The sequence below is a fragment of the Streptomyces sp. DvalAA-43 genome, from assembly GCF_900091725.1.
In the GTDB taxonomy this organism is placed as follows: domain Bacteria; phylum Actinomycetota; class Actinomycetes; order Streptomycetales; family Streptomycetaceae; genus Streptomyces; species Streptomyces pulveraceus.
The window spans coordinates 236,577-259,568 of the sequence record NZ_FMBW01000087.1 but is presented as its reverse complement, the minus strand read 5'-3'; the positions used below and the strand labels follow the sequence as shown (position 1 = coordinate 259,568).

Here is a 22,992-nt window from a genome sequence, read left to right as displayed (position 1 = left end):
GGGCCGGGGGCCGTGCCGCCGGTTCAGAAGCGGCCGCCGCCACCGCGTCGGCCGCGTGTGCTGCCGCCGCCGAAGCTGCCGGGCCCGCCGCCCCCGGCGTGTCCCCCGCCGCCGAACCCGCCCCCGCCGCCCAGGAGACCGCCGAGGATGATCCCGCCGAGCACCGCGCCGCCGACCCCGCCGCCCCCTGCCCGGGTGCCGCCCGGACCGCCCTGGTTCCCGTACGACCTCACATCCTGTTCGGCCAGGCTCCGGGCCTGTCCGGCCAGCGAGTCCGCCTGCTGCGCCTCGGCCAGCGCCCCCTGCGGATCCCGCGACCCGGCCAGCTCGCCGGACCGGTCCAGCCGCCGCTGGGCCTCCGCCAGACGGGTCCGGGCCTGGCTGCCCACCGCCCCCCGGTTCGTGGTGATGTAGTCGGCCGCCGCGGCGATCGCCGAACGGGCGGTGAGCGTCGCCGCGTCCAGGAGGGAGAGCGCCCGCCGGTCGCCCCGCTCCCGTTCGCGGACGCCGGCCAGCGCCGCGTCGAGCGCCGCGTCCGCCTCCTCCACCCGGCGCAGCGCGTCGATCGGGTCGTACGGACCGGCCCGCAGCTCCTCGCGCACATCGGCGAGGACCGACCGCGCACGGGCGATCTGGCCCCGCAGGTCCGCGGTCGGCGCCCCGTCCCCGGCGCCTTCGAGCAGCCCGCCCGCATCGGCCAGATCGGTCTCCGTCTCGGTGAGGGCGCCGGGCAGCCGGTCCGCCGCCTCCGCCAGCTCCCGGGTCCGCCGGTCCACCGCGTCGACGAGGGTGGTCGCCTGGTCGACGGCGCCCTCGGCGGCCCGGATGTACACCGCGGCCGCGGAGTGGTCCGTGCCGTCCACCGACTGCCGGGCCCGGTTGAGGCTCGACGTGGCGAAGAGGAGCCGGTCCTTGGCCTGCTCGATGGCACCGGCGACGGACGCGGAGGCGGACGGCGCGTACCGGCCGCGCATCGTGGCCAGGGCGGACTCGGCAGCGGCGACCCGCCCGGCGAGCGCCCGGAACGCCGCCTCGGCGGTGTCCAGGGCCCGCGGGGCGTCGCGTTCCAGGGCGCGCAGCCGGTCGAAGTCCTCGGACACGGCGTCCAGGCGGGAACCCGCGTCCGCGCAACGGCCGATGATCTCGTCCAGCATCCGGCGCCGCGTCGCGTCGTCCTCGGGAAAGGCGTCGTCCAGCTGCTGCCGCAGCCGGAACGCGGCCACCAGCTCACCCTTCGCGTAACCGACGGCCTCCGTGAAGGGGGCCGCGGCCTCCTCGCCGAACTGGGCGGTGGCGAAGCCCAGTTCCTCCTCGCTGGTGCGGACCGCGTCGTCGGTGTCCACCAGCGCCTCCTTCGCGCGGGCGTCCAGCTCGGGCAGCGGGGTCGGTGCGGGCGAGCCGCCCGGCCCGGCGGACGCGGGACCCCAGCCCTTCGCGCCGGGGGTGGTGCGGGTCGTGGTGCGCCGTCTGCGCCGGGTGTACGCGTAGCCGGCCACCGCTGCCGCCCCGCCGACGACGACCACCGGAAGCACCAGGTCCCCGGCGTTCGTCCCGCCGGAGGCGCCGGTCCCGGGGTCGGCGGCACCGGGGGTGACGGCCGGGGTGGGCACGGCCTTGCCGGCCAGTACGGCGGCGTACCCGTCCGCCGCGCCGATCGCCGCCCCCGCCCAGTCGTGCTCCCGGAGCGCGGGCACGATCGCCGCGCGCGCCACATCGGCGAGCTGGGCGTCGGTGAGCCGGGAACCCTGTTCGACGGTGTACGCGTACTGCCGGTCGTGGGTGGCGACGGCGAGCAGGATGTCGTCGCCGCCGAGGCCGTTGCGGTCGGCCGTCGCATCGGCCCAGCTCTGCGCGGACCGGCCGGAGAAGTCCCGCACGTACACCACGAAGAGCTGGACGCGGCGGTCCGCGTACAGCCGGTCGAGCGCGGTCCGCACCTGGTCCCGGCGGTCCCCGAGCGCCCCCACCTTGTCGGTGATCTGCCCGTCCCGGGACAGGGTGACGGGATCGTCGGCGCGTGCGCCCGACGCTGCGGGAAGGGCCAGCCAGCACGCCGCGATCAGCACGGCGAGCAGGGCCCGGCCCGGTACGGATATCCGGGTACGGCTCACGAGCGGCATCACCTTTGTGAGGCTATGTCCACCCTCCGTGACCCGCGACCCGGCGACCGGGCCCGCCACCGGTCCCCGGGCGGTGCGTCATGATGCCCTACGGCACACCGGCACACAGGGGGAGACGGACGTGTTCACGGGGATCAGGCGGGCAGCGGGGAAGAGGATCAGGCGGACGGCCGGGAGGAGGGCCGGGCAGGCGGCCGGGGGGATACGGGGACGGGCGGCCCGGTTCCGGTGGACCTGGCCGAGACGGATCGCGCTGGGAGCCGTCCTGGTGGTCGTGGTGCCTGTCCTCACCGCGGGCGTCGCCCTGCGGCTCGGCTACTCCGGTGACCCGGGCGACGGCACCCGCACCCGGGGCCGCGACGCCATCTGGCTCGGCCACGCCTGGGTCGACGGGCGCAAGAACGACGCCGACCTCGCCGCGTTCGCCACCCGGATCGAGGGCACCGGCATCAAGGACCTGTACGTCCACGCCGGACCACTGGAACACGACGGCACCCTGCCCGCCGACCGCCACCCCCGGGCCCGGTGGCTGATCGACGCCGTGCACCGCACTCTGCCCGGCATCCGGGTCCAGGCCTGGCTCGGCGACGTACTCGCCACCGAGGGGCCGGACGGGCTGCGCCTGGAGCGGGCCGCGTCCCGCACCGCCGTGGTCGCCTCGGCCCGGCAGATCCTGGACGCCGGGTTCGACGGAGTCCACTTCGACCTGGAGCCGCTGCACTCCGGCGACCGCCACTACCTCTCGCTCCTCGACGACCTCGGCGCACTCACCGGCGCACGAGGGGCGCGGCTGTCGGTCGCCGCCCACCAGATCGACCCGCTGCCGGCGGCGCACAGCGTGATCGGCGCGCTCAGCGGCAGCGAGAAATGGTGGTCGCAGAGGTTCTTCGGACAGGTCGCGCGCCGGGTCGACCAGATCGCCGTCATGTCGTACGACACCTGGATGCCCCTGGAGGGGATGTTCGGCGGCTATGTCGCCCACCAGACGGCGCTCGCCCTCGAAGTGACGCCAAAGGACACCGATCTGCTGATGGGGCTGCCGTTCTTCCACGAGAGCGACCTCGGACACCACGAGTCGGCCGAGACGGTCGAGGCCGCGGTCCGGGGCACCAGACTGGGGCTGGGGCGCACGGACCGCGACCGCGAACGGTTCGGGGTCGCGCTCTATGTCGACTTCGCCGCGCGGGACGGCGACTGGGAGGCGTACCGCGCGGGCTGGAACTGACCGGAGCGGACCGGACCGGAATCGAGCGGCGGCGTACCGGGCCGGGGCCGGGCCCCGAGCGCTCCGCCCCGGACCGGTACGCCGCCACGTTTCGGGGGGCTCAGATGGAGAACCGCTCCTTGGCGAGCAGCGGCCGCACCTTTGACTGGAACCCGCCGGTCCGGAACGGCCGCTGGAGCAGACCGGGACGGATCGCCTGGGCCAGCGCCGCCGCGATCATGCCCTGGTCGAGCGCGAGCAGATAGTCGCTGACCCGGCCGGTGCCGACATTGACGGAGTCCCGGAAGCCGTATCCGGCGTGGTAGGCGCCGAAGTCGCGGTCGAGCGCCCGCAGATTGGCGATCGCCTCGTCCGGCGCGTAGGGCAGGGCGAGGAAGGAGGCGTGCGGGGTGACCACACCGTTGGTGAACGCCGAGGCGGGCGGCAGCGGCTCGCCGTCCTTCGTATACGTACGGTCGGTGTTGGAGGCGTAGCCGTCGACCTGCATGCCGATCGCGTCGACGCCGTACTCCTGGTAGCCGCCCTCGGGGATGTTGGCGGGTGAGAAGCCCCAGTACCCGTACTCCGCCTCCACCATGCCGTGCTCGATCTGGCTGCGGACGTACCGGCGGTGCGTCAGGCCCCAGGACCTCGGCGACCACTCCGCCTCCGGCACGAACAGCGGCACCATCAGGGCCTCGAACATCGAACCGCCCCAGGTGGGGACGATCTTCCGGCCGCGATGGGTGTAGTGCCCCTGCCAGACGCGTACGCCGTCCATGGCGACGTAGCTGCCCTGCGGGTGCTGCTCCTGCTCGTGCTCGGGGAGCATCGTGCGCAGGAGGTGCCAGTAGTGGTCGGCGGGCAGCGAACCGTCCGCGATGCCCAGGTAACTGGCCATGCGCGGCTCGGTGTTGAGCGCGCCGTAGTGGTGGCCGGTGGGCTCCTCGGTGTCGGGCCAGAACCCGCCGCGCAGCTGACCGGGTCCGGCGACCGGGTCGGCCGGGTCGTACGGCGTGTAGTAGTACGACCAGTCGGCGGTGGCCAGGATGCGGGCGACGCGGGGGCGCAGCGCGGGCGCGGCGTCGGCGGCGATGCGCAGACCGGTGATCAGCCAGGCGTTGTCGACGGAGGACAGGAACGGGCGGACCGGATCGCCGGTGCCGGGCCACTCGGTGAGGACCGAACCGTCGTGCGCGTCGTACCAGTTGAGCCAGAAGCCGTGATGGCGCTCCAGCTTCTCGACGGCCCGCACGGTGTGTTCCAGCCTGCGGCGCATGGTGCCGTGGTCGATCACCCCGAGCCCGGCGGCGGCCACGGTGGACCAGAGGCCGCAGCCGATGTTGGTGGGGGAGGTCTGACGCGACTGGACGGGGGCGCCGGGCCCGCTGACGTCGATCTTGTCGACGGCGAGACCGAAGTCGGTCGTCATGGCCTCGATCGAGCGATACGTGTCGCGGAACCAGCGCAGGAGCAGCGGGGCGTGCGTGCCGCGCGCGGGCTGCGCGGCGGCGCCCGCCGGGGGCGCGGCCACGGCTCCGAGCGACAGGGCGGCGGCCCCTGTCCCCGCTGCGGTGAGAAACGTACGACGGTCCATCAGAACCCCTCGAAGAAGAGCCACCGACTGTGGGCGGTGGGCGGATTTCGTTCGTCGGTCGTGATTGCGGGCGCCGGGCGCAGTGCCGTGTACGGCACCCGCGTGCGCCGCCGCTCGTGAGCAGGGCTGGACACGAGCGGCGCCGCACGCGGGCACAGGGCCCGGGGGCCCTGCTGTACGGGAACCGGCGTCCGTCAGGTGTCGCCGGTTCCCGTACGGGCGGGAGCTGTCAGGTCGCTCCCGGTCGGAGGGAGCCGAGGTGGGTCGGCTCGGGGGGGAGCCGAGGTGAAGGTCGGCTCGGGAGAGCCGAGGTGGGTCGGCTCAGGGGGCCGACGTCAGTCGGCGATGCGCGGCAGGGCGCGGGTGCGGCCCATCTCACCCAGCCAGACGGCGGACGGCTTGGGCAGGCGCTCGAAGGTCTCCGGGTCCCAGCCGATCAGGCCGAAGGTGGGCTTGTAGGAGCCCCACTCGTAGTTGTCGAGCGCGCTCCAGGCCAGGTAGCCCTGGATGTTCAGGCCGTCCTGGATCGCGGACGCGACCTCGTTCAGGGCGCCGGTGTAGTAGTCGACGCGGCGGCTGTCGTCGTCGGTCGCGATGCCGTTCTCGGTCACGATCAGCGGGATGCCGTTGCCCAGGATCTCGGCGGTGTGGCGCAGCGCGTAGCCGACCGCGGAGGGGTAGTACTCCCACTGCGTGAGGGTGCGCTCGACGCCCTCGGCGGTGGGTATCGGGCCGTCGGTGCCGATCTTGGTCCGGGTGTAGGACTGCACACCGATCCAGTCGTCGCCGCGGGCGGCCTCGATGAAGACGTCCTCGCGGGGGTGCCGGTAGGCCGCGGTGACCTCCTCGGCGCCGGGCAGGGCCTGGTAGACCTGGTTGGCGATGGTCCAGCCGACCTGGATGTCGGGGTTGATCGCCCGGACCTCCTTGACGGCCGCGTGGTGCGCGGCGATGACGGCCTCGGTGGTCTCGTCGTCGGGGGTCGGCAGACCGGCGGGCGGGAAGCTGTTGTCGCCCCGCTTGGCCTGGCCGGCCATCACGGCGATCATGTTCGGCTCGTTGATGGTGCAGACGTGGCCGACGCCCTCGGCGATCACCGGTGCGCAGGCCGCGACGTAGCGCGCGAAGAGCTCGGTGGCGCCCTCGGCGGTCCAGCCGCCGCGCGCCTCGAACCACTGCGGAACGGTGAAGTGGTGCAGGGTGATCATGGGGCGGAGGCCGCGTGCGATCGCGCCCTCGACCATGCGGCGGTAGTGGGCGAGCTCGGCCCGGGAGAACCGGCCCTCGGCGGGCTCGATGCGCGCCCACTCGATGGAGAAGCGGTAGTCGGTGAAGCCCAGACCGGCCAGCGTGTCCATGTCCTCGTGCCAGCGGTGGTAGCTGTCGCAGGCGTCCAGGCTGGGCTCCTGGATGTGGGTGCCCGCGGCGTGCTCCTTGACCCACCAGTCGCTGTTGGTGTTGTTGCCCTCGATCTGGTGGGCGGCCGTGGAGGCGCCCCACAGGAAGCCTTCGGGGAACGGGACCTGGGTATGCGTCATCGCGAATTGTCTCTCTGGTGATGAAGGGGTGTGGCCGACGGAGTGTGGGGCCGTGGCCTCGTACGTTTCGGTGGGGCGGCGCCGGGGCCTGTCCGGCTCTACTTCATGCCCGCGGTGGCGATGCCCTGGGTGAAGTGGCGCTGGAGCGCGATGAACAGGACCACGACGGGCAGGACGACCAGCAGGGAACCGGCCATCAGCATGCCGTTGGAGCCGCCCGCCTTGTTGGGGTCGGTGGCGAAGGTGGCCAGGGCGACCGGGAGGGTGTACTTGTCGGGGTCGTTGGTCGCGATGAGCGGCCAGACGAAGTTGTTCCAGGAGCCCAGGAACGTGAAGATCGACAGCGTCGCCAGGGCGGGCTTGACCAGCGGCATCACGATGCGCCAGAAGATGTACCACTCACCGGCGCCGTCCATCCGGGCCGCTTCCAGCAGCTCGTCCGGGATCGACTGCATGAACTGCCGCATCAGGAAGACCCCGAAGGCTCCGGCGGCGAACGGCAGCACCAGACCGGCGTAGGAGTCGATCAGGTGCAACTTGCTCATCAGCACGAACAGCGGCAGCAGCATCAGGTTGCCGGGCACCATCAGGGCGCCGAGCACCAGACCGAAGATCTTGTTGCGGCCGGCGAAGTTCAGCTTGGCCAGGGCGTACCCGAGCATCGAGCAGAACACCAGGTTCGAGAGGGTGACCAGCACCGCCACGATCACCGAGTTCATGAAGTACAGCGGCAGATCGAGCTTGTCGAGCAGTTCCCGGAAGTTCTCCAGGGTCCACTCGGTCGGGATCCACACCGGCGGGCTGGCCGTCAGTTCCGTCTGCGTCTTGAAGGCGGAGACCGCCATCCACAGGAACGGCGCCGACATGATCAGCAGGCCGACCGACAGCAGGACGTAGACGAGGACGCGCTTCGGGTTGCGGTTCTTCTTCGGCGCGGAGGGCCGTGTGTCCCCGGGCTTCTTCGCGGGCGCCGTCGAGACGGCGCCCGGTGCACTGGTGGCGCTCATTTCGTGTTGTCCTTCAGCAGTCGGAGCTGCAGCACCGTGATGCCCATGATCACTACGAAGAGGACATACGCCATGGCGCTCGCATAGCCCATGTGGAAGAAGTTGAAGCCCTCGCGGTACATGTTCAGCGAGACGGTGAGCGTGGAGTCCGAGGGGCCGCCCTGGGTCATCACGAACGGCTCCTCGAAGACATTGAGGTAACCGATGGTCGTGATCACCGTGGCGTAGAGCAGGGTCGGCCGCAGCAGGGGAACGGTGATGCCCTTGAACTCCTGCCAGACACCGGCGCCGTCCAGCCGCGCGGCCTCCCGCACCTCGGTGGGGATGGCCTGCAGACCGGCGATGAAGAGCACCATGACCGTGCCGAGGTTGCGCCAGACGGCCATCGCGATCATCGACGGCATGGCGAGCTTCTCGGAGCCCAGGAAGTCGGGCGAGGTGAGGCCCACTTCGGAGAAGAGCCCCGCGATGAGCCCGTCGCTCGGGTCGAGCACGAACCGCCAGACCACGGCGACCGCGACGATGGTGGTGACCACCGGGGCGTAGAAGCCGACGCGGAAGAAGGTCCGCGCCCGGTCGATGCCGTTGTTCAGCAGTACGGCGACGACCAGTCCGAGGAAGATCGTCAGCGGGACGCCGATCACCACGAAGTACGCCGTGTTGAACAGCGACTTGAGGAACTTCTCGTCGCTGAACAGATTGACGTAGTTCTCGAAGCCGATGAAGTTCGCGTCCAGCGGGTGCGTGACATTGCGCAGCCCGAAGTCGGTGAAGCTCATCACCAGCGTCGCGAGGATCGGGAACGCCATGAAGACGAGGAAGAGGACGAGGAAGGGGGTGGAGAACAGCCAGCCGGCCACGTTCTGCACGCCCATCGAGGCCTTCTTGCCACCCCGGCGACCTGCGGGCCCGGCGGCCGGGGACCCGGAGGTCCCCGGCCCGGCCTGCGCCTTGGCCGACTGTGCGGCCTTTGCGGTCATGGTGCGCATGACTCCTACTTCATCCGGCCTTCGATTACTTCAGAAGGCCTTCGATTTGGGACTGGGCCGTCTTGAGCGCGTCCTCGGCGGACGCCTTGCCCTGGGTGACCTTGGCGATGGCCTGGTCGACCTTGTCGGTGATCTCCGTCCAGTTGGACAGCGACGGGGAGGCCTTGGCGGTGTCCATCTGCTTCTTGAACACCTGGAGGTCGGCGTCGTCGGCGAGGGTGCCGGAGGTCCAGGCGGAGGTGTTGGCCGGCAGGTCCTTGGTGCGCTTGTACCAGTCGGCCTGGCCCTTGGTGTCCGTCAGGTACTTGATGAACTCGGTGGCGGCGGCCTTGTGCTTGCTGTCCTTGGAGACCACCAGGGAGGAGCCGCCGGCCATGGAGGCGGAGGTCTTGTCGGCGGGCACGTTGGCCACCGCCCACTTGCCCTTGATCTGCGGCTGGCCCTCGTTCAGCAGGGTGACGTGCCAGGGGCCGCCGAAGAACATCGGGACGCGGCCGTTGCCGAAGTCCTTCACGACGTCGTAGCCGGGCTGCACGGACTTGTTGGAGAGCCCCTTGTCGAAGTACGAGCCGTACTCCTTGAGCGCCTTGACGGCCTCGGGGCTGTCGATGACGGCCTCGCCCTTGCCGTTGACGATCTCGCCGCCGGCCGAGTACAGGAAGGAGTAGAAGTTCTGCACCGTGTCCAGGCCGCTGGGCTGGATGGACAGGCCCCACTTGGTCCCGGCCTTCTTCTGGTAGGCCGTGGCGAGGTCCTGCATCTCCTTCCAGTTGGTCGGAGCCTTGGTGATGCCGGCCTTCTCTGCCAGGTCGGTGCGGTAGTAGAGGACGCGGGTGTCGACGTACCACGGCACGCCGTACGCCTGGCCGTCCACCTCGCCCTGCTTCCAGCCGGACGGGAAGTAGTCCTTCTCGTGGAAGGTCTTGGTGTCGACCGGCTCCAGGACCCCGAGCTCGGCGAACTCGCCCATGTAGCTGCCGCCCATCTGCGCCACGTCCGGCAGGGTGTCGGCGGCGGCCGCGGAGACCAGCTTCTGGTGGGCGACGTCCCAGCCCACCGGGGTCACCTTGACGGTGATGTTCGGGTTGGCCTTCTCGTAGACCTTGGCCACATCCGCGAGCTTCTCGCCCTCGGCCCCCATGGCCCAGACGGTGATCGTCTGCTTCTTGTCCGCGGCGACCTCGTCGCCACCGGAGCTGCCGCACGCGGTGAGACCGAGAGTGAGCGCGGCCGTGACCGCGATACCGATCGAGGCGTTTCTGGCGGTGCGGGACATGGAGGGCTCCTCCTTGAGCAATCCGGATGTATGCGCTGCCTGTAAGCGCATACATCACTCTGCGGCAGAGATTCAGGAATCCGCAAGAGGGTGCTTGGTCACACTCGTGCAACGTGCTGGACATCTGAATGTTCAACTTGTCACGGTAAGTGGGTTGTTTGTGAAATTGGGGGTGATGTGACCGATTTCGCTACCGGGTCCCCGCGGGGCAACGGGTCCGTGTCGTGGCGATCAAGGGGTCTGCTCCGTGACGATCAAGAGGTCTGTACGGTCGAGGACGGGGCGGATACGGTCGGGTCCATGGCTTCGCTCGCACATGAATTCCCTTTCGATCCGGCCTACGGATACACGCTCCCGGACCTGCTGGGCGTCCCCGCCCCCTCCGCTCCGGACGATTTCGACGCTTTCTGGCAGGCCCGCCACGCGGAGGCCCGTAAGGTCGCCACGGAGCCGGAGCTCGGCCCGCCCGAGGAGGAGCGCGACGGGGTGCGGATCCACGGCGTGACCTTCACCTCGGTGGGCGGGGTGCGGCTCGGCGGCTGGGTGGCGCTGCCCGTCGAGGGGGCGGCGGAGTACGGATTCGTCATCGGACACGGCTACGGCGGCCGGGACGAGCCGGGCCCCGACGTGCCGCTGCCGCTGCCCCGGGCCGCGGCGATCCTGCCGTGCGTACGCGGCATGGGGTCGCGCGGTCTGCACCCGGGCATACCGGACGTGTCCGCCGCGCACGTGCTGCACGGCATCGAGTCCCGCGACACCTATGTCATCGGCGATTGCGTGGCGGACCTGTGGTGCGCCGCGTCGGCGCTGTGCGAGCTGGTGCCGGGGCTGACGCGGCAGGAGGGCGGCCCGGGGCTCGGATACCTCGGGGAGAGCTTCGGCGGCGGGCTCGGCGCGCTGGCGCTGCCCTGGGACGACCGCTTCGCGGCCGGTCAGCTGACGGTGCCCACCTTCGGCAACCACCCGCTGCGGCTCACCCTGCCGTGCATCGGCAGCGGGGAGGCGGTGCAGGGCTACCGCCAGGACCACCCCGAGGTCGACGAGGTGCTGCCGTACTTCGACGCCGCCACGGCCGCGACGCGGCTGGAGGTGCCCACGCTGGTGGCCGCGGCGCTCTTCGATCCCTCGGTGCCGCCGCCGGGGCAGTTCGCCGTGCACAACGCGCTGGCCGGTGAGCACGAGTTGACGGTGCTGGAGGCGGGGCACTTCGAGTACGAGGGCACGGAGGCGGAGAAGGCGGAGCTCCGGGCGGCCCGGCAGCGGTTCTTCGGGGCACGGCTGGGCCGGGCCTGAGGGTGCGGGGCGTGCTGGGCCGGGCCTGATGAGGGCGCGGGGCGCCGGGCGGTCCTGAGAGGCCCGCCCGGCTGGGTCGCGCCCGAGAGGCCCGCCCCGGCCACCGGTCCCGTCAGCCGCAGCCGCAGCTGGCGCGGCGGATCAGGGAGACCGGCAGCATGAGCGACACCGGCTCGGCGCCGCTGTTGCCCAGCCGCTGGACCAGCAGCTCCACCGCCTGCTCGCCGAGCCGGCGGATCGGCTGGCGCACGGTCGTCAGCGGTGGCTGGACGATCCGGCTCAGCGGAATCCCGTCGAAGCCGGTCACCGCGATGTCCTCGGGCACCCGCACCCCGCGCCGCTCCAGTGCGCGCAGCGCGCCCACCGCCATCTGGTCGTTGGCGAAGAGCATGCCCTCGGGCCGTTCGCCGGCCCGGTCGAGCAGCGCCTCCGCGGCCCGTGCGCCCTCGGCCTGCGTCATCATCTCGGCCCGCAGGTCGGGTGCGTCCGGCACCGGGAGCCCGGCGTCGCGGCACGCCTGCCGGAAGCCGAGGAACCGCGCCTCGGCGTCCGGCGACTCGACCTCGCCGCCGACGAAGGCGAGCCTGCGCAGCCCGTGGTCCTCGATCAGATGGCGGGCCAGTTCGCGTTCGCCGTCCGCGTTCGCGACGACGATGTGGTCGAGATGGTCGATCTCGCGCGGCCCGGCGATCATCACCACCGGGAGCCGGCGCGATATGACTTCGAGGTCCTCGGTCGGCACGGTCCGCGCCAGTACGGCGAAGCCGTCGACCCGCCCCGCGACCTTCGCGACGACGCTCTCCGGCCCGTCCTCCATCGACGCGGCGATCAGCAGCGCGTACCCGTGCCGGCGCGCCGCCCGTTCCATGCCGCGGATGATCTGGTCGGAGTAGAGCATCACCGCGTCGTCGGCGTCGCTGTCCGCCTCCGCGTCGGCCTCGGCGTCGGGGTCGGCCATGTCGGGGAAGCAGAGACCGAGCACGCCGGTGGTCCGGCTGGCCAGGCCCCGGGCGTTCCCGCTGGGGACGTAACCGAGCTGGCGGGCGGCTTCGAGGACCCGCTCACGGGTCTGGGCACGTACCGAATCGGGGGTGCGGTAGACCCGCGAGACCGTGGCAATGGAGACGCCCGACCGCTCGGCGACGTCGTACACCGTTGGGGCGCTCACTCGACCGACCGTCCGCTTCTTCTTCCGTACCGAAGCACCTGCTGTTGCATGTACCGACCCTCTTCTGAAAGCGCATTCACCCTAGATCGCGGGCCGCGCGACGGGCAAGACCGACCCAAGAAATGACAGGACACCTTGCAAGGTGTCCTGCGCATCTTTTACGTTGGGGGCATGCCGGAACCGACTGGAACCACCCCCGCCGGCCGTCGCGCCGCCCCGTCCGCCGAGCCGGAGGCCGAGCAGCTGGCGGCACAGCTCGCCGATGTGGTCGGCCGGTTGCTGCGGCGGCTGCGCAGCACGTCGTCGGAGGGTCTGCTCACCCCGACACAGCGCTCGGTGCTGGCCAGGCTGGACCGGGAGGGGCCGGCCACCACGGCCACGCTGGCCCGCGCGGAGTACGTGCGTCCGCAGTCCATGCGCCTCACGCTCGGCGCGCTGGAGAGCCAGGGGCTGGTCGAGCGGGCGCCCGATCCGGAGGACGGCCGGAAGTCGGTGATGTCGCTCACGGAGTCCGGGACCGCGACGCTCGCCGAGGTCCGGGCCGCCAAGCGCGACTGGCTCGCCCAGGCCCTCGCGGCCGGGCTCGACGGCGCCGAGCGCCGCACCGTGGCCGAGGCCGTCGAACTGCTGGACCGGCTGACCGGCCACTGAAGGCCGTCGCCGGGCGCGGGTGCCGTCACCGGCCACCGGCGCTGTCGTCGGCCACCGATGCCGTCACCGGCCACCCACGGCCGTCACCGACCGCGTCCCGCACCCGGCGCACCCCCCGAACCTGCCTCCGCACCCGAACCCGCACTCCGGCCCGTACCGCAGCAGAACCCAACCGTTCACCCACGCCACAGGAGCATCACCGTGACCGCAACCACCCTGGACCCGAGGACCGCCCTGGTCGTCATCGACCTCCAGAAGGGCATCGTCGGCCTGGAGACCGCCCACCCCACCGCCGATGTCGTCGCCCGTTCCGCCACCCTCGCCGACGCCTTCCGCGCCAAGGGCCTCCCGGTCGTCCTGGTCCATGTCGTCGACGGCGCCCCCGGCCGCAACGAGGCGCCGGCGGGGTCCGGCGGGCAGCCGCCCGCCGACTGGGCCGACATCGTGCCCGAGCTCGGCCCGCGCGAGGGCGACATCGTGGTCACCAAGCGGACCTGGGGCGCCTTCCACGGCACCGACCTCGACCTCCGGCTGCGCCGTGCGGGCGTCACCCAGGTCGTCCTCACCGGCGTCGCGACCAGCATCGGCGTCGAGTCCACCGCCCGCTCGGCGTACGAGCACGGCTACCACGTCACGATCGCCACGGACGCGGTCACCGACATGAACGCCGACGCCCACCGCAACAGCGTCGAGAGGATCTTCCCGCGCCTGGGCGAGACGGACACGACGGAGGCGATCATCAAGCTGCTCGGCTGATCTCTCCGGTCCCTCTGATCTCTCTGATTCCTCGGCTGATCCCTCGCCCCTTCCGGCCGGTCCGACCCCCGTGGTCGGGTCGGCCGGTCCCATGTGGTGTCCCATGCGGTGCGGCAACCGGGGCCGCTGCGCCGCACGGGTGAGGTTCGGGGCCGTCGCGCCGTGTCTGCGCCGCCTCTCGCGCGGGGGCGCATTCAGTGGAGGGACGGAACCAGTGTGATCAACAGCCAATGCCACCAAAAACGCACCATCTGGCACACCCGCTGACGGGTGGGTCGGGCCGGCCCCGGAGGTATCAGCCATGTCCCACGTCGGCGTCCCGCGGGGGACGGCCCGAAAGCGCCGCTCCCTCGCGCTCCTCACGACAGGCGTGCTGGCGCTCCCCGTGCTGGCGGGATGCAGCTCCGACGGCGGCGCGACCGCCGGGATCGCCCCCCAGGACGTCGCCGTTGCCGCCCGGGACCAGGTCGCCGAGGGCTCCACGGTCAACTGGGCGATCGACGCCGTGCCCACCACCCTCAACGCCTTCCAGGCGGATGCCGACGGCTCCACCACCCGGATCACCGGCGCACTGCTGCCGACGCTCTTCCCGCTGGACGCCCAGGGCAGGCCACAGCTGAACCCGGACTATCTGGAGTCCGCCAAGGTGGTCGAGCGCGAGCCCCGGCAGGTGGTCCTCTACCGGATCAACCAGCAGGCGGTGTGGAGCGACGGCCGGGAGATCGGGGCGCCCGACTTCGTGGCCCAGTGGCGGGCGCTGAGCGGCCGGGACTCGGCGTTCTGGACCGCCCGCAACGCCGGCTACGACCGCATCGAGAAGATCGAGCGCGGCGCCGACGACCTGGAGGTGCGGGTCACCTTCGCCAAGCCGTACGCGGACTGGCGCTCGCTCTTCTCCCCGCTGTACCCGAAGGAGGTGACCGGCTCCCCGGACGCCTTCAACGACGGCGCCCGGACCACCCTCAGGGCCACCGCCGGGCCGTTCCGGCTGCGCGGGGTCGACAAGGGGGCGGGCGAGGTCACCCTGGTCCGCGATCCGCGCTGGTGGGGCGCCCCGGCCAAGCTCGACTCGCTGGTCTTCCGGGCCGTCGCGCCGAAGGACCGCACCGAGGCCCTGGCCGCGCACCAGGTGGACGTGGCCGATGTCGACGCCGCGACGGTCCGCCGCATCGCACAGGCCACCCGCGACCGGGGCGCCGGCGGGCAGCCGCCCGCCCACGGCCCCGGCTCCGGTACGGACCCGGCCGCCGCCCTGCGCTCCTGGGCCGTGGCCCACGGCTCGAACGCCGAGGAGGCGGCCGCCGCGCAGGCGGCCAGGGAGAAGAGCCGGGCCGCCACCGAGGCGTACGCCGCCGAACAGGACGGGCTGCGCGGCTACGTGGTGCGCAAGTCGCTGGAGCCCGCCTACACCCAGCTCGCGCTGAACGGCGAGTCCGGACCGCTCGCCGACGACCGGGTGCGCCGGGCGGTCGCACGGGCCCTGAACCGCCAGGAGCTGGTGGACACCGTGCTCAAGCCGCTCGGCCTGCCCGCCCGGCCGCTCGGCAGCCACCTGGCCCTGGCCGGACAGCCGGCGTACCAGGACAGCAGCGACGCACTCGGCGGACAGGACACCGAGAAGGCGCAGGCGCTGCTGGCCGACGCGGGCTGGACGCCGGAGGGCGCGGTCTCCCGGACGGACGGCACCAAGGCGGGCAGCGAGGCCGGGAAGAAGAGTGCGAAGGACACGGAGAAGGCGGAGAAGGCCGAGAAGAAGGGGACGGAACCGGCGGCCGGGAAGGCGGGCAGCACCGACGACGGCAAGTCCGGTGACGACACCGGCCGGCGCGAGCCCTCCGCCGACGAGGGCCTCTACATCGTCGGCGAGGACGACAAGCCCGGCGACGGCGACCCGGCGGGCAGCTTCACGCACGTACTCGCCCCCGCCCCCGCCGCCGCGTTCCACAGCTCCGCCCTGCTGCGCCAGGCCGGCTACCTCTCCGATTCCGGCATCTCCGAGGACGCCCTCGCCGGGCTCACCGCGCACGACAGGCGCCCCGGCGGCGCCGCCGGGGCGTACGCCCCCGTGGGCACCGCCGCCCCCGCACGGGTGGCCGGCCCGGGGCGTGGTCCGCTCGGCAAGGACGGCAAGCCGCTGACCCTGCGCTTCGTCCTGCCGTCCGGTCCCGGATCGGAGCCGCTGCGCAGCGTCGGGGACAAGATCTCGGCGATGCTCGAATCGGTCGGCATCCGTACGGAGATCACCAAGGTCCCCGACGAGAGCTACTTCCAGGACCACATCGCCTCCGGCGACTACGACCTGGCCCTCTACTCCTGGCCCGCGACCGCCTACCCGGCGACCGACGACCGCCCGATCTTCGCCAAGCCGGTGCCCGCCACCGACGGCTCGCTGCTGGTCGAGCAGAACTACACCCGGGTCGGCACGGACCACATCGACCAGCTCTTCGACGAGGCGGTCTCGGAGCTGGACGAGGGCACCGCCCGGAAACTGATGAAGCAGGCCGACGCCCGGATCTGGGCCGCCGCCGGGTCGATCCCGCTCTACCAGCGTCCGCAGCTCGTGGCGGCGAGCAAGAAGCTGCTGAACGTCGGGGCCTTCGGCTTCGGGGCGCCCCGCTACCAGGACATCGGTTTCCAGAAGCCGCAGTCCGCCGGAGCCCCGGCGGGCCAGAAGAAGTAGCAGGTCAGCGCAGTACCGGAAGCTCAGAACTGGCTCAAATCCCTTGCCCGCCGGCTTGTCCGGCGGGCAAGGTCGCTTCTGCCCGTTGACCCGGGTGGCCGCTCGATCCCCCCACCTTCGAGATCCCCGCCCCGGAGCCCCTACTCCGGTTCTCTCGGAGACAGCGCTCCGGAGCCCCACCTCCGAAGCCGTGCCGGGCCGTGTCCGTGGAGCCCTTCGTACGTCCGCACCGGACGCCGCCGCCTCACGGTCACGGCCCGGCCCCATGCCCGCCCGTGCCGCCCCGGGGGCCGTGGATACGAAATCCGGTGAAGTTCGCCGGAAGAACCGGCCACGGGGGCGCGAACACGGAGCGGACGCGGGCCCTCACCACCGGATACGTACGCGTCGGCACTCGGCGCAGACACCCTCCGCGGCGGCCCGGCGGACCCTCGTGACGCCCGTCCGGTGGCCGCCGAGGCTTGCCCGGGAAGCCGCTGCGGCGCCAGCCCCGTACCATTGGACGAGCCGTGGCGCGTCCGCCCGGCGGGCGTACGAGGACTTGAGACCGACTTAGACGCCTGATCCCACGATCCGAGAGAAGCGCAAGCCACCCATGCCCACGCGCCACGACATCCGTAACGTAGCCATCGTCGCCCACGTCGACCACGGCAAGACCACGCTGGTCGACGCCATGCTCAAGCAGGCCGGCGCCTTCGCCGCGCACGCCGCCGAGCACCTCGACGACCGCATGATGGACTCGAACGACCTGGAGCGTGAGAAGGGCATCACGATCCTCGCCAAGAACACGGCGGTGAAGTATCACCCCAAGGACGGCGGGGACCCGATCACGATCAACATCATCGACACCCCCGGCCACGCCGACTTCGGTGGTGAGGTCGAGCGCGGCCTGTCGATGGTGGACGCGGTCGTGCTCCTGGTCGACGCCTCCGAGGGCCCGCTCCCGCAGACCCGCTTCGTGCTGCGCAAGGCGCTCTCCGCGAAGATGCCGGTCATCCTCTGCATCAACAAGACCGACCGTCCCGACTCCCGGATCGCCGAGGTCGTCGACGAGACGTACGACCTGTTCCTGGACCTGGACGCGGACGAGGACCAGATCGAGTTCCCGATCGTCTACGCCTGCGCCCGTGACGGCGTCGCCTCGCTGACCAAGCCGGAGGACGGCACCGTCCCGGCCGACAGCGACAACCTGGAGCCGTTCTTCTCCACGATCCTGGCGCACGTCCCGGCCCCGGAGTACGACGACGAGGCCCCGCTCCAGGCCCACGTCACCAACCTGGACGCCGACAACTTCCTCGGCCGTATCGCGCTCTGCCGCGTCGAGCAGGGCGAGCTGCGCAAGGGCCAGACCGTCACCTGGATCAAGCGCGACGGCACCATGTCCAACGTCCGCATCACCGAGCTGCTGATGACCGAGGCGCTCACCCGCAAGCCGGCCGAGAAGGCGGGCCCCGGTGACATCTGCGCCATCGCCGGTATCCCGGACATCATGATCGGCGAGACCCTGGCCGACCCCGAGAACCCGATCGCGCTGCCGCTGATCACGGTCGACGAGCCGGCCATCTCGATGACCATCGGCACCAACACCTCGCCGCTGGTCGGCAAGGGCGGCAAGGGCCACAAGGTCACCGCCCGCCAGGTGAAGGACCGCCTGGACCGCGAGCTGATCGGTAACGTCTCTCTCCGCGTCCTGGACACCGAGCGCCCCGACGCCTGGGAGGTCCAGGGCCGCGGCGAGCTGGCGCTGGCCATCCTCGTCGAGCAGATGCGCCGTGAGGGCTTCGAGCTCACGGTCGGCAAGCCGGAGGTCGTCACCAAGCAGATCGACGGCAAGACGCACGAGCCGATCGAGCGCATGACGATCGACTCGCCCGAGGAGCACCTCGGCGCGATCACCCAGCTGATGGCGACCCGCAAGGGCCGCATGGAGACGATGACGAACCACGGTTCGGGCTGGGTCCGCATGGAGTGGATCGTCCCGTCCCGCGGCCTCATCGGCTTCCGTACGGAGTTCCTGACGCAGACCCGCGGCACGGGCATCGCGCACTCCATCTTCGAGGGCCACGAGCCGTGGTTCGGCGAGCTGCGCACCCGTCACAACGGCTCGCTGGTCGCCGACCGCTCGGGTTCCGTGACGCCGTTCGCCATGGTCAACCTCCAGGAGCGCGGTGTCATCTTCACCGAGGCCGGCACCGAGGTCTACGAGGGCATGATCATCGGTGAGAACTCCCGCGCCGACGACATGGACGTGAACATCACCAAGGAGAAGAAGCTCACCAACATGCGTGCGGCTTCCGCCGACACCACGGAGAACGTGGTGCCGGCCCGCAAGCTCTCCCTGGAGCAGTCCCTGGAGTTCTGCCGCGAGGACGAGTGCATCGAGGTGACCCCGGAGACGGTCCGTATCCGCAAGGTCGTCCTCGACCAGAAGGAGCGCGGCCGCGCCGCGTCGCGCGCCAAGCGCTGATCCTGCGCCGGGCGCCGCGTGTGCCCGGATGAACCACACAACGGGGCCCGGCCTTCCGCCAGTTGACGGAAGGCCGGGCCCTGTCGTGCGCTGAATCGGGGTGCGCCCCGGTGTGCGGTGTTGTGTCCGGTGCCGCATCGGCGACCCGGCGCGCGGTGTTGCACCCGGTGTTGCATCAGCAACCCCATGGAATCGGCTGTGCGCTGTCAAGCAGGCCGTTCAGGCCTCTGTCCAGTGGTTTTCCCTGGCGATCCGTCCGCATATCGATCGTCGCTCTCCGAAAGCTGCGTTAACGGTCCGTTTCGAGGGTGTCTGTCTGGGATCACTTTGTCCGGATTTCGGGCAATCGAGCTTTCTCGATGTTGTTAAAACGAGACCCTTTAAGTGTGGTTTACAGCCCGGTCGTACTTAATAGTTGGCTCCATTGAGCTCGGGTCAATGGGTCACGCACTGTGGGGAGTGCCGACTCACGAGCACACTAGGGGCACTGAACGATCACCGTCAGGGGTGTCGGTGAATCACTCCAGTGCCCTTCTTGTAGTCAAAAGTGGACTCATGAGGAGGAAACCCATGCGTGGTGCCAAGAGCGCCAAGTGGGTCGCGGGAGCGGCCATCATCGCCCTGGCCGCGACTGCCTGTGGTGGTAGTGACAGCGACAGCGGCAAGGACATGAACTCGGGCAAGGCGGACCCGAACGGGATTCTGACCGCCCAGCTCGGCGAGCCGCAGAACCCGCTGCAGCCGGCGAACGCCAAGGAGAGCCAGGGCAGCCGTGTCCTGCGCACCATCTTCTCCGGTCTGGTCGACTACGAGCCCGGCACCGGCAAGCTCGTCTACGTGAACGCCGAGTCCGTGACGCCCAACGCGGACTCGTCCGTGTGGACCGTCAAGCTCAAGCCGGGCTGGAAGTTCCACGACGGCACCACGGTCACCTCCAAGTCCTTCGTGGACTCCTGGAACTGGTCGGCCAACGTCAAGAACAACCAGACCAACTCCAGCTGGTTCCAGGACATCAAGGGCTACGAGGACGTCCACCCGGCCAAGGGTGCGCCGAAGGCCGACAAGATGTCCGGTCTGAAGATCGTCGACGACAACACCTTCACGATCAGCCTGACCGGCCCGGTCTCGTACTTCGCGTACAAGCTCGGTTACGACGTCTGGGCGCCGCTGCCCGAGTCCTTCTTCAAGGACCCGGCCGCCGCCGGCCAGAAGCCGATCGGCAACGGCCCCTACAAGTTCGTCTCGTGGGACCACAAGAAGCTGATCAAGGTCCGGAAGTTCGACGGTTACCAGGGCCCGAACAAGGCCAAGAACGGTGGCATCGACTTCAAGAACTACACCACCGCCGACGCCGCCTACTCGGACCTGCGGTCGAACAACCTCGACTGGATCGAGCAGATCCCGACGACGTCGCTCACCAGCTACAAGCAGGACCTCGGCGACCGTGCCATCGACGCCGAGTACTCCGCGGTGCAGTCGATCGTCCCGGCGTTCTACACCAAGCAGTTCAAGGGCATCAACCCCAAGGTCATCCAGGGTCTGTCGATGGCGATCGACCGTGACACGATCACCAAGACCGTGCTGCACGGCACCCGCACCCCGGCCGACTCGTTCGTCGCCCGCGGTGTGCTCGGCTACAAGCCGGGCGCCCTCGGTGACGTCACGAAGTTCGACCCGGCCCAGGCGAAGAAGCTCATCAAGGACGGCGGCGGCGTCCCGGGCAACAAGATCTCGATCCAGTTCAACGCCGACCAGTCCCACAAGCCGTGGGTCGACGCGGTCTGCAACAGCATCCGCAAGGCGACCGGTGTCGACTGCGTCGGCGACTCCAAGCCGGACTTCCAGGCCGACCTGAACGCCCGTGACAACCACCAGGTCAAGTCCATGTACCGCGGTGGCTGGGTGCTCGACTACCCGGTCAACTCGAACTTCATGCGCGACCTGTACGGCTCCACCGCCGCGGGCAACACCTCGGGCTACTCCAACAAGGAGTTCGACAAGCTCGCCGCGGAGGCCGACAAGGCCAAGACGCTCGACGAGACCGTGAAGATGTACCAGGAGGCCGAGCAGCTCCTGAAGAACGACATGCCGGCCATTCCGCTGTGGTTCTACAAGGTCAACTCCGGTCAGTCGACGAACGTCTTCGGCAAGATCGTCTACGGCCAGGACGGTGACCCGATCTTCACCGACGTCCAGGTCAAGGCCAAGAAGTAACTTTCGGGATCCGACGGCCGGTTCCGCCGCTCCTCTCCGGAGGGCGGCGGAACCGGCCCGTAGGCGTCGGCCCCGGGGCTCTCCCCCCACACCCCGCGGCGGAGAACACTCTGACAAGGCCATCGCCGACCCCTCACGGCATGGAGGCATGATGGGGCGTTACGTCGCAAGGCGACTGCTCCAGATGATCCCGGTATTCATCGGGACCACTCTGATTATTTTCCTCATGGTCCACATCCTTCCCGGTGACCCAATCCGGGCGATGTGGGGAGACAAGGCGGCAGACCCCGCACAGGTCGCGTCGCTCCGCCATGAGTTCGGGCTCGACCAGCCCCTGTGGAAGCAGTACATCGACTACATGGGCAATCTCTTCCAGGGCGACTTCGGCAAGACCTTCGGTGGTCGCGAAGTCATCGACGAGATGTCCGAGTCCTTCCCGGTGACGCTGCGGCTCACCGCCGTCGCCATGATCATCGAGATCATCGTCGGCATCGGGCTCGGTGCCTGGGCCGGTCTGCGGGCCGGCAAGGCCGCCGACACCGGCGTACTGATCTTCACCCTGATCGTCATCTCGATCCCGGTGTTCGTGCTCGGCTTCCTCGCCCGCTTCGTCCTCGCGGACCAGCTCGGCTGGGTGGCACCGAACGTCCAGGACTCCACGGACTACGCGCAGCTGTTCCTACCGGGCTTCGTGCTCGCCATGCTCTCCATGGCGTACGTGGCACGGCTGACGCGCACCACCTTCGCGGAGAACCTGCGCGCCGACTACATGCGTACCGCCATGGCCAAGGGCCTGCCGCGACGCCGCATCATCGGCGTGCACCTGCTGCGCAACTCGCTGATCCCGGTCGTCACCTTCCTCGGCACGGACGTCGGCGGCTTCATCGGCGGCGCGGTCGTGACCGAGGGCATCTTCAACGTCCAGGGTGTCGGAAACCTGCTCTTCAAGGCGCTGCAGCAGCGCGAGGGTTCGACGATCGTCGGCGTCGTCACGGTCTTCGTCCTCGTCATCCTTGTGATCAATCTGCTCGTCGACCTGCTGTACGCGGTCCTGGACCCGAGGATCCGGTATGCCTGACGCGACCAAGACCCAGACCGAAGCGGTGGTGGACGCCATCGCCGCGCCCTCGGCCGCCGACGGCCACAAGGAGCAGGGCAAGCCGCGCAGCCTCTGGGGTGACGCCTGGTTCGACCTGCGCCACCGCCCGATGTTCTGGATCTCCTCGATCCTGCTGCTGCTCCTGCTGGTCATAGCCGCCTTCCCGGGGCTGTTCACCGGTGCCGACCCGCGCAACGGCGACCTGACCAACCACTTCCTGACCAAGCCGGACCTGGGGCACTTCTTCCAGGCCGACTGGTTCGGCTACGACGGCCAGGGCCGTTCGATCTACGCGCGTGTCATCTACGGCACCCGCGCCTCGATCCTGGTCGGCGTCGGCGTCACCGCCGCGGTCACCCTGGTCGGCGGCCTGCTCGGCATGCTCGCCGGATACTTCGGCGGCTGGCTCGACTCCGTCATCTCCCGGATCACGGACATCTTCTTCGGCATCCCCTTCCTGCTCGGTGCGATGGTCGTCCTGAACGCCTTCACCGACCGCAAGGTGTACGTGGTGATCCTGGCCCTGGCCTTCCTGGGCTGGACCTCGATCTGCCGTGTGATGCGGGCCTCCGTGATCACCGCCAAGCAGGCGGACTACGTGACGGCGGCGCGCGCGCTCGGCGCCGGCACCCCGCGGATCCTCTTCCGGCACGTCCTTCCGAACGCGCTCGCCCCGACGATCGTCGTGGCCACCATCGCGCTCGGCGGGTACATCTCGGCCGAGGCGACGCTCTCGTTCCTCGGACTCGGGCTCGCGGACCCGACGATCTCGTGGGGCATCGACATCGCCGAGGGCAGCCAGGCCATCCGGGACAACCCGCATGCGCTGCTGTTCCCGGCAGGAATGCTCAGCCTCACGGTCTTCGCGTTCATCATGCTCGGCGACGCGGTACGCGACGCCCTCGACCCGAAGCTGCGCTGAGGAGGGCGTAC

16 protein-coding genes are annotated in these 22,992 nt (G+C 70.4%); 9 read left to right on the top strand and 7 right to left on the bottom strand.

Annotation, left to right across the window (positions count from 1 at the left end; genetic code table 11):
* Positions 1 to 23 precede the first annotated feature (23 nt).
* A complete protein-coding gene (locus GA0115234_RS36005) occupies positions 24 to 2,111 on the bottom strand; it encodes a TPM domain-containing protein (protein ID WP_093550455.1) in 2,088 nt (695 codons plus the stop codon).
* Positions 2,112 to 2,322: 211 nt separating this feature from the next.
* Between GA0115234_RS36005 and GA0115234_RS36000 the strand changes: the two genes are divergently transcribed.
* A complete protein-coding gene (locus GA0115234_RS36000; RefSeq protein ID WP_343335968.1) occupies positions 2,323 to 3,345 on the top strand; it encodes a hypothetical protein in 1,023 nt (340 codons plus the stop codon).
* 100 nt (positions 3,346 to 3,445) lie between these two features.
* Here the strand turns inward: GA0115234_RS36000 and GA0115234_RS35995 are convergent, their stop codons facing one another.
* The 5 genes from GA0115234_RS35995 to GA0115234_RS35975 all read right to left on the bottom strand — a co-directional run bounded on the left by GA0115234_RS35995 (position 3,446) and on the right by GA0115234_RS35975 (position 9,731).
* Entirely contained in the window at positions 3,446 to 4,921 is a 1,476-nt protein-coding gene (locus tag GA0115234_RS35995; RefSeq protein WP_093550115.1) for a glucoamylase family protein, read from the bottom strand.
* A gap of 335 nt (positions 4,922 to 5,256) precedes the next feature.
* Positions 5,257 to 6,459 (bottom strand): glycoside hydrolase family 1 protein, encoded by a 1,203-nt coding sequence (locus GA0115234_RS35990; protein ID WP_093550113.1) that lies wholly within the window; start codon positions 6,457 to 6,459, stop codon positions 5,257 to 5,259.
* Positions 6,460 to 6,557: 98 nt separating this feature from the next.
* Entirely contained in the window at positions 6,558 to 7,466 is a 909-nt protein-coding gene (locus GA0115234_RS35985; protein ID WP_237542002.1) for a carbohydrate ABC transporter permease, read from the bottom strand.
* Entirely contained in the window at positions 7,463 to 8,455 is a 993-nt protein-coding gene (locus GA0115234_RS35980; protein WP_093550111.1) for a carbohydrate ABC transporter permease, read from the bottom strand. The genes GA0115234_RS35985 and GA0115234_RS35980 overlap by 4 nt, the downstream gene beginning before the upstream one ends.
* A 25-nt stretch (positions 8,456 to 8,480) precedes the next feature.
* Positions 8,481 to 9,731: a sugar ABC transporter substrate-binding protein gene (locus tag GA0115234_RS35975; protein ID WP_093550109.1), complete on the bottom strand. Its 1,251-nt coding sequence runs from the start codon at positions 9,729 to 9,731 to the stop codon at positions 8,481 to 8,483.
* Between the two features lie 300 nt (positions 9,732 to 10,031).
* Here GA0115234_RS35975 and GA0115234_RS35970 point away from each other — a divergent pair, with 300 nt between their 5' ends.
* Positions 10,032 to 11,024, top strand: a complete 993-nt coding sequence (locus GA0115234_RS35970) for an acetylxylan esterase (protein WP_093550107.1) — start codon at positions 10,032 to 10,034, stop codon at positions 11,022 to 11,024.
* 112 nt (positions 11,025 to 11,136) lie between these two features.
* On the opposite strand, the gene GA0115234_RS35965 is transcribed toward GA0115234_RS35970, so the two are convergent.
* Positions 11,137 to 12,192: a LacI family DNA-binding transcriptional regulator gene (locus GA0115234_RS35965; protein ID WP_093550105.1), complete on the bottom strand. Its 1,056-nt coding sequence runs from the start codon at positions 12,190 to 12,192 to the stop codon at positions 11,137 to 11,139.
* 171 nt (positions 12,193 to 12,363) lie between these two features.
* Here GA0115234_RS35965 and GA0115234_RS35960 point away from each other — a divergent pair, with 171 nt between their 5' ends.
* From GA0115234_RS35960 to GA0115234_RS35930, 7 genes are all read left to right on the top strand, one after another.
* Positions 12,364 to 12,843 (top strand): MarR family winged helix-turn-helix transcriptional regulator, encoded by a 480-nt coding sequence (locus GA0115234_RS35960; RefSeq protein WP_093550103.1) that lies wholly within the window; start codon positions 12,364 to 12,366, stop codon positions 12,841 to 12,843.
* Positions 12,844 to 13,044: 201 nt separating this feature from the next.
* The gene (locus GA0115234_RS35955; RefSeq protein ID WP_093550101.1) at positions 13,045 to 13,599 is read left to right on the top strand and encodes an isochorismatase family protein; all 555 of its coding nucleotides are present in this window, start codon (positions 13,045 to 13,047) and stop codon (positions 13,597 to 13,599) included.
* Positions 13,600 to 13,900: 301 nt separating this feature from the next.
* Complete coding sequence (locus tag GA0115234_RS35950) at positions 13,901 to 16,279, top strand: ABC transporter substrate-binding protein (RefSeq protein ID WP_093550099.1); 2,379 nt, start codon at positions 13,901 to 13,903, stop codon at positions 16,277 to 16,279.
* Positions 16,280 to 16,874: 595 nt separating this feature from the next.
* Positions 16,875 to 18,746 (top strand): translational GTPase TypA, encoded by a 1,872-nt coding sequence (gene typA / locus GA0115234_RS35945; RefSeq protein ID WP_093550097.1) that lies wholly within the window; start codon positions 16,875 to 16,877, stop codon positions 18,744 to 18,746.
* A 570-nt stretch (positions 18,747 to 19,316) separates the two neighbouring features.
* Complete coding sequence (locus GA0115234_RS35940; protein WP_093550095.1) at positions 19,317 to 20,960, top strand: peptide ABC transporter substrate-binding protein; 1,644 nt, start codon at positions 19,317 to 19,319, stop codon at positions 20,958 to 20,960.
* 151 nt (positions 20,961 to 21,111) lie between these two features.
* Entirely contained in the window at positions 21,112 to 22,038 is a 927-nt protein-coding gene (locus GA0115234_RS35935; RefSeq protein WP_093550093.1) for an ABC transporter permease, read from the top strand.
* On the top strand, positions 22,031 to 22,981 hold the full coding sequence (locus tag GA0115234_RS35930; protein ID WP_093550092.1) for an ABC transporter permease: 951 nt from the start codon (positions 22,031 to 22,033) through the stop codon (positions 22,979 to 22,981). The genes GA0115234_RS35935 and GA0115234_RS35930 overlap by 8 nt, the downstream gene beginning before the upstream one ends.
* Positions 22,982 to 22,992 lie beyond the last annotated feature (11 nt).